The organism is Clostridium sp. YIM B02569 (assembly GCF_022320765.1).
GTDB classification, from domain to species: Bacteria; Bacillota; Clostridia; order Clostridiales; family Clostridiaceae; genus Clostridium; species Clostridium beijerinckii.
In genome coordinates this window covers 43690-60517 of record NZ_JAKJJX010000014.1, presented here as the reverse complement: position 1 = coordinate 60517, position 16828 = coordinate 43690, and the positions used below count along the sequence as shown (strand labels likewise).

Below are 16828 nucleotides of genomic sequence, written 5' to 3'. Positions count from 1 at the left end.
ATTTTACCAAATGGGAATTTATATGAGGATGCAGTTTTTATATAAATGATTTATATTATTAGTATAGAAGTAATAAAAAATTAAATATCATTAAAAAGTACAAATTATTTTTTAAACTGGAGGGATTATTATGAACGGTAAAGCTATTAATAAATCTAATTTTAAATTGGTAACCTATACAACTAATAAAAATATTTCCCTTAATAAGGTTTCAAAAGGTATATCTAAAATTCTAAATTATGCATTTAAACTATGTAAGTCTGTTTTAAATTCACTTTTCAGTAATTCAGAATATATTTACAATAAAAATTCAGCACATTCTAAAGGTAGTGAATATAATTATGATATAACAGATGCTACTGAGCTTAGATTAATAGCATCAAGAAGAACATTTTTATAATTAACATTATTGTAGTATGTACACTGCTTTATTATATAAATTTACTTTCACTACTATAACTATTAAAAAGAGCTACTTAATTACTTAAATGAAATTGTTATTTCATTTAAAAACCTAAGTAGCTCTTTTCTTATAAATATAGATATAAAGTAATTACTTATTTAATAAGCTATGTATTATTCTTGTCGCATCCATGTATTTAGCAATTGATCTTCCATAATTTAATCTATTGATAATTCTAGCACAAAGCTCTGACATATCAACGCTCTTAAACCAAGCTGAGTCTTTTAACTCTTCTGGTATATATGTTAAATTAGTAGAATATATTCTTGCTAATAAACCTTCCTCATGAGCCTTATTAAACTTTTCAACGCCTTCTGTAAAGAAAGCAAAAGTTGCTGCAACATATATATTCTTAACATTTCTTTTCTTTAATTCCTTAGCTATATCAAGAACAGACTCTCCTGATGCTATCATATCATCAACTATTAATACATCTTTGTCTTCAACAGCTCTTCCCATATATTCATGTTGAACAATAGGATTTTTTCCATTAACAATTGTAGAATGATCTCTTCTCTTGTAGAATAAGCCAACATCTACTCCTAAAGCACTTGAGTAATATATAGCCCTATCCATCGCTCCGGTATCAGGACTTATTACAAGTAGCTTTTCTTTATCTAATTCTAATGATTTCTCATTTGATAAGATTCCCTTTACAATATCATATGTTGGATATACATTTTCAAAAGATAGTAAAGGAATAGCATTTTGAATATTAGGGTCATGTACATCAAAAGTGATAATTTCATCAACACCTAATCTTTCAAGTTCTTGAAGTGCTAAAGCACAATCCAAAGATTCTCTACCTTTACGTCTATGTTGTCTTGATTCGTATAAAAGAGGCATAATTACAGTTATTCTTGCTGCCTTACCTCTAATTGCTGCAACAGTTCTCTTTATATCTTGAAAATGTTCATCAGGACCCTTGTGATTTTCAATCCCAAACATCTTATATGTACAGCTATAGTTTCCAACATCACATAAAATATAAATATCCTTTCCTCTGATAGATTCAGAAATTTTTACTTTTCCTTCTCCATTAGAAAATCGTATTTCATCAAGTGGCACTAAGAATGACTCAGTACAATTTCTGTTTTTTTGGATATACTTGTCTATAGCATTTCCTAATTCTGAACAACTTTCTAATGCTATAATTCCAAGTTCATGATTTAATTCACTCATTTGCGTTCCCCTTTTTAAATTATTTTGTAAATCGGCTTATTATTATAAAAAAACTCAAACAATTAAAGTATACCTCAAAATTGGATATATATAAATATATTATTACAATTTTCAAGAAAATTTTATGATAATTTTAAAGTTAACCTTTTCAATTCCTTATAAAATTCCATTTTAATATAATCATTGAGATAAATTTTCAAATTCGTATATTACTTTAGCGATGTTATTGGTATTTGTGAACAACATTTCATAAATGTGCTATACTATTACAATAATACGGAATTATTTAATATGGAATATCAATAAATAATTTGAGTTTATATTTTTTAACAAAGATGCTTTTCCCCAATAATTTTTCCATCTTTTATAGTTAATATCCTTTGGGTTTCACTTGCTAAATTATTATCATGCGTAATTAGCACTATAGTCTTTCCTTGCTTTTCATGTATTTTATGAAATAAATTCATGACTATTCTTCCTGTTTCTGAATCAAGCGCTCCTGTTGGTTCATCAGCAAGTATAATATCTGGATCATTTGCTAATGCACGAGCAATAGCAACTCTTTGCTTCTGCCCTCCTGACAGCTCACTAGGCAGGTGAGTTAACCTATCTCCCATTCCAACTAACTCCAATAGTTCTTTTGCTCTATTAATTCTTGTTCTTCTATCCATTCCATAGTATAGCATTGGCAGCTCTACATTTTGGATAGAATTTGTTCTAGCTATTAAATTAGAAGTCTGAAATACAAATCCAATTTTCTTATTCCTAATCTCTGCTAATTTATTATCGCTTACTTTACTAACATCTATTTCATCAAGAACATACTGACCTGATGTTTGTCTATCAAGTACTCCTATAATATTCATTAATGTACTCTTTCCAGATCCAGATGAGCCAACAATGGCTATAAATTCACCTTTTTGTACATTAATATCAATATCCTTAAGTATATCTAATTGATTTTCTTTCCCTATAAAAAAACTTTTAGTAATTTTATTCATTTCGATAATATTATTACTCAATCAGCTACCTCCAATATTTCATGAAAAATTGAAATAGGACAAATTTATCTATTAACATTATTACTCTATGTTTTCAATCTCATATTATTGTCCCTTATCATATTTTGTTACTAATTTTAAATCTTTCTTAGGTTGCTAATTTTATAATGTTTATTTTGAAATGTGTTTTTACGAAATAATAGGTAATAACAAATTTAAGTAAGCTTAATACTCAATTTATTATTACCTATTACATCATTAATTATTGATATTATTAAAGTCTTAATAATATATCATTTATTTCTTCACTTACTTTTAATCTCTCATCATAAACCCATTGAACGTCTAGTTTTAAATTAAATATTTTAGAAAATGAGTAATACATGTTTATCTTCTGATAATAAATTTCTAAATCATCCAAACCACCATTAAAGTTTTGGGGTTTAAATAATTCTTTCTGTTTATTCACAAATAGTTCATCTACATAATTTAAAAATGCATTCATAAGTTCATCTCTAGACACATCAAATGGAACTTTCAGTAAATCCCATTGAATTTCTTCATTAAGCTTGTATTTCCTTAGCCTATCCAAGATCAAAATATATTCACTTACATCCATCTTAGTATAATAATCTAATTTTTCTGTTCTTGTACTCCAAAGGGCTAATTTTTCATTTAAAGGCAGACTTCTAATCTTAAGTATTGCTTCTGATGGTCCTATAACAGCTTGTTTTATAACCTCGTCTTCTGTTTCTAATTTAGATTTAATTATATCTGCATTGCCGCCAACACTGGCAATATACCCAACGTCATAAATACCAAGCCTACCAGCACGCCCTCCTACTTGCTTTATTTCCTGCGAAGTTAACTCTCTTACTTCTTCTCCGTCAAATTTCCTTATACTCATAAATATAATTCTTCGAATAGGAAGATTGACTCCCATTCCTATTGCGTCAGTAGTCACAAGAATCTTTGTTTCTTTATTAATGAACTGTTCGTATTGCATTTTCCTAACTTCAGGTGGTAAATCACCATAAATTATACTTGCCTTGATGTTTCTACTTGAATATTCCTCTGCTATTTCTAATACTCTTTTTTTAGAAAAGACTACAACAGCATCACCTTCCTGAACATCATTATAACTAAAATTCTTATATTCAACTTCTAATGGTATAGCTCTTGTATATTCTCTTATTTCATATTCATCTTTACAATCACTTATAATTGTTTCTAATATATATTTAGCATTAGCAGCTCCACATATATGTATTTCATCACATTGAAGCCCTAGTAGAGCTTTACTCCATGCCATTCCACGAAAAGGATCACTTATCATCTGAATCTCATCAATTACAGCTATATCATAATGTTCTTTTAAATTAACTTTCTCTATTGTACATGATGTGTGAGTAGATCCTACATTTATTATTTCCTCTTCACCAGTTAAAAGATCACAAATTACTCCTTCTCTATTTAACTTTTCAAAATTTTCTAAAGCTAGAATTCTAAGTGGTGATAAATAAACACCTTTTTTTGCACTTTTAAGACGTTCTAAAGCATTATAAGTTTTACCTGTATTTGTATCGCCTAAATGTATGTAGAACTTTCTTTTCATGCTTCTTGCTTGACGATACTCATCTTTAGGATTACTTGGGAAATTTTCTTCAAATTCTTTTGCAACTAATTTGGGAATATGTTGTTTTGTTAATATTGTCATTAGTCCTTGATTTAAAAAACTATTATAATTTCCACGCACTACTTCATAAAAATCAAAACTTGTATTATTATTTTTATTATAGTAATCAAGCATTTTCTTTGAAACAGTTTCTAATAGCTCTTCATATCTCTCATAAACCTCATTAAAATCTCTTAAACTCTGATTTTCTAATTCCTTAAGATGTCTAAGTTTCTTTCTTATTGAACTCTCATGCTCTAATAATGCTCCTGGCTTTGAATGCTCAACTATTTCTTCTATTTGATTTATCTGACCCTTATACTTTTTAAATTCTCTTTGTGCTGCATTATTTTTCATTTATCCCACTCCATATACTAATATAATATTTAACTGCAAAAATATTTCCTATTAATAATATAACTATGATTAAATATATTTATTCCTTTATAAGATTACATGAAAATTATACCATAACTCATATCGGTGATAAAAATTACTTTAATATTATTATGTAATATTTCATAAGCTAGACTCATATATTTAGTTATCAGTAAATTTATTTAATACTTTTATTTTAATTAATAAGTATAAGGCGGTGCGTTCATGGAATTAATGTATGTAAAATATATAAATGGCGAAAGACATTCTATAATAAAGAACGGAGATGATATTATAATGAGCAATTCAAAAATAATAAAATTCGATTCAGCTAAAAAGCAAAAATCTAATGAACATACTCCTTGTTTAAAAAAGAAAAATAATCAAGTCCATAATAATTCTAATGATAAAATTAATGAAGAAATTACCGACTTTTTCTTTAATGCTATTCACAAGAACTACCTATCTAATAGAAATAAATAGAATAGCTCGAACAAGCTATATTAGTAATTTTTATACTATTCTAAGCATAATAACTTAAATCTATTATTTATGGTGATTTCTATATACTCTACAAACCCTTATGTTCCCTATAAATTATTAACTTTCTAAGTTTTTTTATTGTTAAAAATTTAAATTCTTATATTCCTTTATTCTTAAATTCTCGACTTTTTAAAAAGTTTCATTTAAATACATCTTCCATTAAAAAAGTATTCATTAGTAAGAACTTATATATTTTCTGCATTTTATAAAATAATATAATAATACCTCAGGCTCTTAATGTAATTAAAAACCTGAGGTATAATATTTAATTTAATAATTCATTTTTTATAATCTCATATTTTCACTTGTAATTTAATCCAAAAGAATTATTTCAAATTAAATATTCTCATTTATTGATTTGCATATCTCTTTAGAATTTCTATTATAATTTCAGTGCAAATGTCCATACTCTCAACTGCAATATGTTCAAATTCACCGTGGAAAGCATGGCCTCCTGTTCCAAGGTTAGGACATGGAAGTCCCATATAACTTAAAGTAGCACCATCAGTACCTCCTCTAATAGGTTCTATTATTGGAGCAACACCTAAATCTTTCATAGCATCTGTAGCGTTATCTATTAAATGCATACAAGGTTTTATAAGTTCAACCATATTTTTATATTGATCTTTTAATGTAACCCTAACTGTTCCTTCACCATATTTTTCATTCAATAATTTTTCTATTAATTGCATTGTTGATTTTCTATTTTCAAACTTTTCCTTATTATGATCTCTCAAAATATACTTTAGTGATGCATGTTCAGTATTTCCATTAAAACTATCTAAATAATAAAAACCTTCATATCCTTCTGTATGCTCAGGTCTTTCACATGATGGCAGCATAGAATTAAATTCAATAGCTACATTTGTTGCATTAATCATTGTATTCTTTGCAGACCCTGGATGAACTGATACCCCATGAATATTCACTTCTGCTGCTGCAGCATTGAAATTCTCATATGAAATTTCACCTTCCTCGCCTCCATCAATTGTGTATGCAAAATCTGCCCCGAAATTTTTTACATCAAATAAATGCGCTCCAAGTCCAACTTCTTCATCTGGAGTAAATCCGACACATATTTTCCCATGAGGAATATTTTCATTTATTATAGTTTCACATGCAGTAAGTATTTCTGCAATACCTGCTTTATCATCAGCTCCAAGCAATGATGTTCCATCTGTAGTAATTATAGTCTTACCTCTTAAGTTTTTTAAATGTGGAAACTTTTTAGGTGACAAAATGCTATTATTTCCTTTTAAAATAATATCGCCGCCATCATAATTTTCTATGATTTGTGGTTTTACATTTTTTCCATTAGCCGCTGGTGCTGTATCCATATGAGCTATAAGCCCCATACTTGCCTTATCTTCATATCCTTTTGTTGCAGGAATAACTCCATATACATAACAATGTTCATCAACTTTACAATCTTGAAGTCCAATTTCCTTCATTTCTTCAACTAATATATTAGCTAAATCAAATTGTCTTTTAGTTGTTGGATGTGTTTCTGAAGATTCATCTGAGGTAGTATATACCTTAACGTATTTTAATAAACGTTCATAAGCTTTCATATCTTTGTCTCCTTTTTATTTTATATAGCTTTCCAATAAAGAATTTCATATATTGGAAATTAATTATATATCTATTTTACTTTTTAGAATGACATAAATCAATAATTGATTTAAGAAAGTATTATACTCCCTTTATCCTGATAAAGTATTTTATTTTATATCTTGTGTATATTAAACACAAAAAAATGAATTCCATTGAAAAAAAGTTATATAAAAAATAATTTTTATATAACTTTTTAATAACTATTAGATAATTTAAATGTTCTGTAAAATATTAAAAGTTGTTCAACTTTGCTTGTATTATGCAAAATTGAACAACTCTAATTTATAAGATCTTTATTAGACACTCGTTAAAATGCTAATAAATATAATTTAATTTTTACTTTGTAATAAAAATACTTTATTTAACAAATTCTATTATACCTTTTGATAGTTTCGCTATTCTTGCCAAAGAGTATACATCATATCCTTTGTCCTTAAGCATTTGAGCTCCTTTTTGGAATGACTTTTCTATTACTATTCCTATTCCTGCAACTTTTGCTCCAGCTTCTTCTATCAAACGTGCAGCCCCAAGTGCCGCTTCGCCATTTGCTAAAAAATCATCTATAACTAATATATTATCTTCATCATTTATATATTTTTTAGATAATGTCAACTCATAATCTAAACTTTTAGTAAATGAATGTACAGTTGTTTGATAAACATCACCATTCAGTATTTTTGAGTTTTGCTTTTTTAGAGTAACCATAGGCAAATTCATTTGCATTGCAGTCATCACAGCAGGTGCTATACCAGAACTTTCAATTGTAAACACCTTTGTTATTTTATGATTCTCAAAGTAATTTTTAAAGTATGTACCCATTTCGTACATTAATTCCGGATCCACTTGATGATTTAAAAATGAATCAACTTTCAGTACATTTTCTGACAATGCTTGTCCTTCTTCTAAAATTCTTTTATGTAAGCTTTCCATTCTATTCTACTCCACTCTTTTCTTGTTTTAATAATAAATTTAATATTAGCGCTGCAATAGTTCCAGTCGAAATACCTGATGAGAAAATCATTTTAAGACCTTCTGGTAATTGACTTATAAAATCAGGACGGAATGTAATTCCAACACCAAGTCCAATTGCTGTTGCTATTATTAATAAATTACGGTTATTTAATTCTACTCTGCTTAAAGTCTTAATACCCGATGCCGCAACTGTACCAAACATTACAATACCTACTCCACCCAAAACTGGTTGAGGCATTATATTTATTAGTGCTGCAAATTTTGGTAAAAACCCTAGTATTACGAGTATTATCCCAGCCATCATAGCCACATATTTACTTGCTACTTTTGTTAACGGAATTAAACCTACATTTTGACTGAAACATGTATTAGGGAAAGTTCCAAGAATACCTGCAAGCATGCTTCCAAGTCCATCAGATAATACTCCTGCTCCAATTCTCTTATCGTCCATTTCAACCTTCGAAACTTCTCCGATAGCTTTTAAACATCCTACTGTTCCAATTGTTGTAACAAAATAAGCAGGAATAAATGGAAGTACTAATTTAGGATCAAAGTTAACTCCATGCTCAAATATCTTTGGAAATGATATAAAACTTGCTGAACTTACTGATGAAAAATCAACCATTCCAAGAGGAATACAAACAATGTATCCAATTGCCATTCCAATTAATATTGAGGCACTGCTTACTAATCCCTTTCCATATCTGTTTAACAATAAAGTTATAATCATTACAATCATAGCAATTGAAATATTAGTTAAGTTTCCATAATTAGGCGAACCACTACCACCAGCAGCCCAATCCATCGATACAGGTAATAGAGTTAGTCCTATCAATGTTATCACTGTTCCTGTAACAAGTGGTGGAAATAATTTCATCATAGGTCGTATTACAAAGCTTAAACCTATTCCGACTAATGACCCAAGTATTGTCCCACCTAATATTCCTGGAAGTCCGTAAATACTCCCAATTGCAATTGATGGTGCTACAAATGTAAAATCTGTTCCCATTATACATGCAACTCTTGCACCAACAGGACCAATACCTTTCGATTGAATAAAAGTTGCTATCCCAGCTGACAATATAGTTGCACTCATAAGTGCTGTTGATGTAACTATATCAAAACCTAATGCACTAGAAATAACTAATGGAACTACTATAATTCCTCCAAACGCAGCAAATATGTGCTGAAATCCTAGCAAAATTTGTGTAGATAAATTAGGCTTGTCTTCAACTCCATAAAGAAGCTCGCTAATTTCTTCATTTTTACAGTCCAAATCTTCGATTAAAATCTCTTTGTTACTTAATTCCATTTTCTTTCAATCTCCCTATGTAAAATTTAATCATACATAGACACGCAAATTCTTTATACATATATTCAGAAAAGTTTTCAAAAAAATACAACACCCCATCTTAAAGCTGAGGTGTTGTATTTATATGCGAATATAATAATACTTAGCACTAAAACACTACCTCGTAGTCTGCTAATTTACGGATAGCAGGTAGAGACTTTCCAACCATAATATCGGAAATATACGAGTCTTTTGTATGAACTGTTGACTTATTATATCACATATATATTTTTTAGACAAATACTTACTTATTATTTTTATAATTCTTTAATTTTCTCCAAAAATTCTTTTAAAACAAACATATTTTCTCGAACCATCATACCCTATATTTTTTATATTTTTAGAGTAGATAGTTTTACAGTGCCGTTTTACCAAATTCAATTGCCCTTTTCTCACTATTAAAATACACATTAATATTTTTCAGATCTTCATCCAATGTAACCTTTGTCCTACCAAAACAAAATACTGTGTTTGCATATGCTTTAGCAGCAGTTATTCTCCCATACTGTGGTACCATTAACGTTGTAGGTATATATGCTCTGCTCCCTACTACTCCTAAACTTATATTTTGACCGGCAGATAAAACTCCTCCTCTAGCCACCGAATCAGATCTTGTAAAAATTATATCCTTCATTGCAGTTAACTTTGAAGTATATTCACCTTTACCACCTATGATAATATTTCCTGTAGATTTTATCTCGCATTCTTGACAATAACCAATCCGAATATCTAGGGGGACTATTATATTCTTATCATAATAATCTATTTCATTATCCAATATGTTAAGTAAAGTTTTTAGATCATAAATTGACTTTATTTCCAAGATATTAAGTCCTAATATCTTTCCTTTTATAAAATCTACAAGTTTGCTGCGTTTTGTTTTATTTTTTATATTTAAAGAAATTATATTTAATGCTACTTTTTGAAAATTCCCAAAATTCTTCTCAGTCAGTGTCTTTACAAAATCTTTTCTTTCAAAATTTTGTAGATTCAATCCGTTAATATACTCTATCATACTAACTAAAATATTTTTAAATTCAGTAAGTACATCTGAATATTCTTTTTTTCTTATATCTACTTGTCCTGATAATATCTTTGAATTAATTGTGTTTCCTAAGATTGTTATTTCTCCACCTGTAACAACATTAGCCATATTAACATTTTGACTTACATCTAATGAACCTCCAGCGCTAACAAACATATTATCCTGTACGCTATCATAAACTTCTACATCTCCATAAAATTTAATGTTGCAAGTTTCCATATTTACTGATTCCACGGTGTAAATAGGATTTACGCTTACACTTCTATTAGCAATATGTGCTTTTCCATCAATAAGAGATATAATATGATTATTTTCAATCTTACATCCTTTTGATGCATCAATTGGTAAGCTTCTAATATATTCGCGCTCTATAACTTTACCAAAAATATTCATTCCATTCTTTCCTGGAATCTCAGGGATTATTTCTGCGATTTTATCTCCAGCATTAACATTGGAAATTCTAAATAAATTTTTAAAGTCTACTTTCTCATTAGAATCTGGTTCTGGAAAAACCATTTGAGTTGGTGTAAAAAACAACTTTACCTCACTCGGTGTATCCTTAACTGGCTCCAATCCTTCTGCGACCAAAACTTCACTCGAGCACCCTTTTAAGATCAATTCTAAAGATTCTTCCTTTATTCCAAAAACTATTCCTTTTTCTTTTAGTTTTTTATATAACTCTTGAACAGTAAAGTATTCAGGTTCTTCTTTCAACAGAACTTCAGTAGATACAGCTAAATTTATGTAAAATTCCCTGTCCTTTATTTTGTATTCAGTCTTAGGTATATACTCCACTGTCATATAAGCTTTCATTTTATCTTCAGATATAGTTATATTTACTTCTCTCTTTGCAGGAGTTGTCTCGCAATTATAAGTAATCTTATCTTTTGAACTTACTTCATATGGTTTAAACTTTTCACATTCTACATCATTAATAAATAGATTTACATTTTCTTTAGCTTTTATAGTTATAATTTCCCCATTTATCCCATCAGCTATTATTATTTTCCCATTAACAACTTTAGCGCCTACTTCTTTTTCCATTAGTATCTATCCCCCAAAATATGACTTGGTTTTATTTTGTGTTAAATTCTTTATTGATTTCCAGAATATCCATAACTGAGTCTTTACTTATCTCAGGTGGAGTAAATTCTGGTTTGCTAAAATAATATCCTTGGAGATAGTCAACTCCAAATTCTATAAGTTTCGTTAATTCTTCTCTTGTTTCAACCCCTTCAGCTACAACTTTAATTTTTCTTTGTTTAGCATAAGATATGAGGTTTTTTGAAATCTGCTGCCTATTTAAATCTTTATCAATTCCTCTTACAATTTCCATATCTATTTTAACATAATCTGTTGTAATTGCTAACAATACTGCTTCATTATTATATCCTGAGCCAAAATCATCAATAGCAAGTTTGGCATTCCACTTTTCAATTACTTTTCTTTTTATAGAAATGTTATCTCCATTAGAGCGTTCATTTTCAAGTAGTTCTATTACTAATCTTTCAAGATGTTCTCCATACAATTCTTCAAACCTCTTCCTATCCTCATATGATAAGACATAGTTTGGCAAAGAATTTATAAAAAGTTTAGCATCCTTGAATTCCTCTTTATTCCTTACAAAGCTCTCAAGAGCTTTAAAAAATGTAATTTTCTCTATTTCATATAATCGTGAATCAGCAGTTGCAAGCTTTATTATATGAAGCGGATTTTTAAGGGACTCTAACTGTGAACGCATAAGAGCTTCATACGCAAATATTTTTCCTGTTCTTGCATCTATTATTGGCTGAAATGCATACTTAATAAGTTTTTCATCAAGTAATTTATTTAAATCTTCTTGACTGCTGAACAAGAAAGAATCCTCAGTATATTCTTCTTTGTTAAACTCACTTATATTTCCTTTTACTGTTTTCTTAATTTTATACATTGCGAAATCTGAATATTTAGCTAAATCCTTAAAAGTTATAGCATCATGTGGATACCATGCTATCCCTGTTGATATTCTAACTTTCAATTCTCTATTATTAGGTAACTTAAGTACTGAATTCTCGATACCAGAATGAATACTTTTTACAATTTTTCTAATTTCGTACTTATCTTCATATCCGTATAAAAATGTATAGAATTCATCCCCTGATCTTCTTCCAACAACTCCTCCATATTTCTCAAATTCCTTTAATATTTCGGATGCTTTTCTTATGTATTCATCTCCATAATCATGTCCATAAGTATCATTTACATATTTCAAGTTATCTAAATCCCACATTATAAATGCTCCTACTTTAAGATCCTCGCTTTCTAATATTTCTTTTACTGTATTATGAAATGCTCTTCTATTTAACATATTAGTAAGTATATCATAATCTCTTTCATACTCTATTTTTTGCTTTTCTAAAATTTCTTGTGTAATATCACTTACTACTCCTAGAGTTCTAGACTCTTCCTCTAAAATTTTTAACTTAATCCACTTAGTTTCTTTATTCGCTCCTTTAATCCTATAAGTTTCTTCTTGAAAACTTTCTTTCTCCTCTGTTATCTTCTTTATAATTTTACTAAAATATCTTTTATCTACGTATGAATCAAATCGCTTTGATTTTTCAATTCCTATTACATCAAAAAATGTGTCTGTACATAGCACTACTTCATGTCCTATTTTATATTCAAAAGCGCCTATGGGCATATTGAATAATTTTATAATTTGAGACATTTTCGAAGCAGAGTCTGCCACGTTAGAACTTAACGTCATTATTGCTGATGACAACTCATCGATTTCTGAGATACTTATTTTCCCAAGTTCTATTGGTTTACTAGGATTACTTTCTCTAACATCCTGAGCTAAATTTCTTATTGGCTTCGTAACCCTTTCACCTACAATAACAATTACTATTATTCCCCCCAGAGTCGAAATAATTAATGATACCGATAGAAGCCTTTCAAATCTCTCTGAATAATATAGAAGATTATCCTTTTCTATTATTCCAATAATTGCCCAAGTATCTTTTTCAAATGGTGTATTTGTATTATATAAATTAATATATTTTGTTGATGCATAAGCTATATTTTTTGAATCTGGTTCTTTTATCTCATATATTGAATCATATATTTCTTTTTTATTAAACTGAATATTTTTTTCTTCTCCAAGTATTTTTCCTGCTAATGGTCCTGTTGTTGTAATCTTTTCAAAGTTCATATTCTTGTTATCGTCAACGCCTACTAGATAAACACCTCTCCCATTAGAGTCTATTTCATCATATGAAAGTAATGAATTTAAATAATTTAATGAAATAGCAATTCCAAGAACTCCGTATGGTTTGCCATTTTCATCTAACAACGGAACTGAATAAGTAACAATTTGTATATCTTTATCACTTAATGAAAATGGTTTACTCCAATATCCTAAATCCTTATAAGATAATCCTTTATTATCTACAGCTGCGTTGATAGGCTTTGAAAAAAATTCTTCTGGAGATGAATTCTTATTCTGATTAAATATAAACCTGTTATTCCACCATGTATCTAAAGGAATCCCCAAATTTTGTGCAATGGAAGCAGGACCTCTTTCCATCAATAAATCTGATTTATCACTTGGATTTGAATTAGGATCTAAATCTCTAAAATATAATCCTACTTTTTCTTCAGAATTATTATCAAGTATTAAAAATGCTCCAGTTACATAATTCTTTCTGAGCATAAATATCAAATTACTCGAAACATCTTCCAATAACTCTTTAGTGAATTGTGTGTTGCTGTCCAAATCCTTTACCGTAATCCCCTTACTATGAAGCTTGTGCAAAATATTAGCATTAATCAAGCTTTCAGATTCACTAACATTACTCCAATGTTGAATCATCTCATTTTGAATGTAACTACCTCTTGATTGAATTTTCTGGTTTAACAAATTAAATGAATTATTTTTAAGAATCCCAACAATTCCACTCAATAGAACCACACTTACAAAAAGCACTACTTGTGCTAATACAACAATTACCATTGGAATAAGTAACTTTCTAATTATAGAGTTCTTATTTTTTATTAAGAACATTATTTCACCCCGCTCGCAGTGACTTTGAACCTTTGTAATTTTATGAATTACAAATCAAATTAAGTAACTGCATTAATGCTTTTTCTTAAATCTTCAAGCCAATTATTAAAATTATCATCTGTGTTAAAACTCTTTATAGCTTCTTCTCTAGAAATTCCTTTTTTCAACAAAGATTTAACTTTTTCTCTATCTATTTTTGCTTTTTCCAGCATAGATTTTTCTAAAATATCTCTTGCTTCATCTGCGCCATTAAAAGCTTTACTTGCATAAAACTTGTATGTTCTTTCCTGATCTATAGCTTCTAAAACAGCTTCTTGTGACTTTTTGGGGACATCCAAAACATCGTTATTATTAATTTTCCCCTCAATAAATTCACTATGATTTGCTTCTTTCTTAACAGGTAAATATCCAGCTGCTATTGAAAACTTAGCATTTCTATCAGAATCTGTAAACCACTTCAAAAATTCTGTAACTGCATATTCATGTCTAGAGTCAGATTTAATCATGACCATACCTGCACCTTGCTGTGGCATATACGCAACTTTTGAATCTTTAAACTTAGGAAGCGGTAAAATCATCGATTCAATTTTATAGTTTTGATCATCATTTGTTATAACTGAATCTGGAAAATACCCTGCTCCAGACGTAGATCCTACTAATGCGATTATATTTCCTACCTTTGCATCATCAGAACGAAATCTGCCATATGCTCCGTAATATCCATTTATATATGGCACATAAAAATTATCCCATAGCTTCCTCATAACCTTTTCATTAATATTAACCTCTAGCTTGCCATTAGTAACCTTGAATATCTCCTCACCCAATTCTTGACTTCCAATTATCATGTAATTTGCCATAGCATCTCTTCCGAAAAAAGTTTTCCCGTCATCTTTAGCTTCTGTTTTTCTATCAGTCCAATCATAGTATTTTTTAGCTAAATTTGCGATCCCTTCCCAAGTATTAAACTCACTTATATCTGCATTTGTTTCTTTGGAAAACGTTTCCCAATCTGTTTTGTTTACTATTAAAATTTCTGTAGATTTAGCTAATGGAAATATAGTTAGCTTATCTTCAGTATCCAATTTTCCTTCATTTATGTAACTGTCTATATATTTATTTATTTCATTCTCTGACATATATTTGCCAAAGTCTGATAAAAGTCCTAACTTCTCTATCTCATAAGCTGTATCTGGATATGCCATAAAAGCATCTGGCATTTTTTCTGCTCCAACTTTTTTCTTTGTGATATCAATAACCTTATCCGTAATTTCACTTACGCTTCCTTGATTAAATGCCTCAACAATTATTCCTTTGTCTTTACCTACGCTTTTATTAAATTCCTCTACCATTTTATCAAACTGTATTTTTTGTATTCCATTATAATAATGCCATACTTCCACTGCAACAGGATTGTCCTTATCCAGACCATAATTATCTCTTGTATCAATTTTACATCCTGTAAAAGCAATAGAATTTATTAATAACATAACTATTGTTATAGATAATGTCCTAAAGTTTTTTAACATTTTCCCCTCCCATTATAATATTTTCATTATGTACTATATAATTATAGGTTAAAATTCATATAAATTCCATAAAATAATGTAAAAACCATGTATATAAAAGAATCACTTCTACTCGCACATGGTTTTTCATATAAACTATAGTTTTATTTTCCCTCCAATTATTATGCATTTTGAACTTTTGCTATGACCAATTTCACTAGTTTTTATAATTGGAATATTAGAATTTTCTACTATCTCTTTAGTAATTTCCGAAATGTTTGGAACGTGTTTTTCTCTTTCCATTTCACTGAATTCACCAAGAATTATTCCTTTAACTTGTTCAAATACTCCCAGTTGTTTATATTGTGTCAAATACGTGAACATCTTTGGAACGTCACCACCTAAACTTTCTAAGAAAATAATTTTATCTTTAAAATCCGGCATATATTTTGTACCTGCCAGTTTTAATAAACATCGAAGATTTCCTCCTACCACAATTCCTTCCATAGCACATCCTTGCACCCATTCATAATTAAATGTTAAAAGTTTACTTCCATTATCCATAAATGTATTTTTAAATTCTTCCACTTGAACTTCTCTTCTATCACCAATTAAATTCCTTATTTGATATAAATAAGTCTTCATATTTGTTTGAGAATATATAGCATTAATAACTACAGACAAATCACTATACCCCAAAAATGGTTTCATATTATTTCTTATCGTTTCAAAATTCAAATGATCCAATATGCCATTAGCTAAGTCTCCACCGGATACATCAAAAATCCCCTTAATATCATTATCTATAAAAAAATTCATTAATATTTCAGCTTTTTCTTTATTACTCCCATTAAATACAGAATAATTTTTATATAAATTATCACTAAATACAGGTATAAGTCCTAATTCTTTCAATGCTTCTCCTAGCTCGTTCATCTTTAATATATTACTTTTATCTAAGCCATTTGAACAAGCAACAATTCCTACTTTATCACCTTTACTAAATAATTTCATAAACATTATCTCCCTCTAAATTTATATAGTATTAACG

12 protein-coding genes and 1 riboswitch are annotated in these 16828 nt (G+C 28.9%); of the genes, 2 read left to right on the top strand and 10 right to left on the bottom strand.

Translation table 11 applies throughout. The annotated features are described in order from the left end of the window. Positions 1-130 precede the first annotated feature (130 nt). Entirely contained in the window at positions 131-400 is a 270-nt protein-coding gene (locus L3B96_RS13915; RefSeq protein ID WP_012058647.1) for a hypothetical protein, read from the top strand. 153 nt (positions 401-553) lie between these two features. Here L3B96_RS13915 and L3B96_RS13910 read toward each other — a convergent pair whose 3' ends face one another. From L3B96_RS13910 to L3B96_RS13900, 3 genes are all read right to left on the bottom strand, one after another. Then, positions 554-1645: a ribose-phosphate pyrophosphokinase gene (locus L3B96_RS13910; RefSeq protein ID WP_012058646.1), complete on the bottom strand. Its 1092-nt coding sequence runs from the start codon at positions 1643-1645 to the stop codon at positions 554-556. Between the two features lie 326 nt (positions 1646-1971). Continuing rightward, complete coding sequence (locus L3B96_RS13905; protein ID WP_023974604.1) at positions 1972-2667, bottom strand: ABC transporter ATP-binding protein; 696 nt, start codon at positions 2665-2667, stop codon at positions 1972-1974. Positions 2668-2920: 253 nt separating this feature from the next. Further along, positions 2921-4678 (bottom strand): helicase-related protein, encoded by a 1758-nt coding sequence (locus L3B96_RS13900; RefSeq protein ID WP_012058644.1) that lies wholly within the window; start codon positions 4676-4678, stop codon positions 2921-2923. 246 nt (positions 4679-4924) lie between these two features. Here L3B96_RS13900 and L3B96_RS13895 point away from each other — a divergent pair, with 246 nt between their 5' ends. After that, positions 4925-5182, top strand: a complete 258-nt coding sequence (locus L3B96_RS13895) for a hypothetical protein (RefSeq protein ID WP_012058643.1) — start codon at positions 4925-4927, stop codon at positions 5180-5182. Between the two features lie 410 nt (positions 5183-5592). On the opposite strand, the gene pepT is transcribed toward L3B96_RS13895, so the two are convergent. From pepT to L3B96_RS13860, 7 genes are all read right to left on the bottom strand, one after another. Next, positions 5593-6813 carry a peptidase T gene (gene pepT, locus L3B96_RS13890; RefSeq protein WP_238861459.1) on the bottom strand — a complete coding sequence of 407 codons (1221 nt, stop codon included), beginning with the start codon at positions 6811-6813 and terminating at the stop codon, positions 5593-5595. Positions 6814-7213: 400 nt separating this feature from the next. Then, positions 7214-7786 carry a xanthine phosphoribosyltransferase gene (locus tag L3B96_RS13885; RefSeq protein ID WP_012058641.1) on the bottom strand — a complete coding sequence of 191 codons (573 nt, stop codon included), beginning with the start codon at positions 7784-7786 and terminating at the stop codon, positions 7214-7216. A 1-nt stretch (position 7787) separates the two neighbouring features. Then, positions 7788-9140 carry a nucleobase:cation symporter-2 family protein gene (locus tag L3B96_RS13880; RefSeq protein WP_023976519.1) on the bottom strand — a complete coding sequence of 451 codons (1353 nt, stop codon included), beginning with the start codon at positions 9138-9140 and terminating at the stop codon, positions 7788-7790. 144 nt (positions 9141-9284) lie between these two features. Further along, a riboswitch (purine riboswitch) is annotated at positions 9285-9386 on the bottom strand. A 148-nt stretch (positions 9387-9534) separates the two neighbouring features. Then, entirely contained in the window at positions 9535-11268 is a 1734-nt protein-coding gene (locus L3B96_RS13875) for a FapA family protein (RefSeq protein ID WP_012058639.1), read from the bottom strand. Between the two features lie 31 nt (positions 11269-11299). After that, entirely contained in the window at positions 11300-14269 is a 2970-nt protein-coding gene (locus tag L3B96_RS13870) for an EAL domain-containing protein (RefSeq protein ID WP_238861458.1), read from the bottom strand. A 59-nt stretch (positions 14270-14328) separates the two neighbouring features. Next, positions 14329-15798 carry an extracellular solute-binding protein gene (locus tag L3B96_RS13865; protein ID WP_236898200.1) on the bottom strand — a complete coding sequence of 490 codons (1470 nt, stop codon included), beginning with the start codon at positions 15796-15798 and terminating at the stop codon, positions 14329-14331. Positions 15799-15933: 135 nt separating this feature from the next. Continuing rightward, complete coding sequence (locus L3B96_RS13860; protein WP_238861457.1) at positions 15934-16791, bottom strand: S66 peptidase family protein; 858 nt, start codon at positions 16789-16791, stop codon at positions 15934-15936. Positions 16792-16828 lie beyond the last annotated feature (37 nt).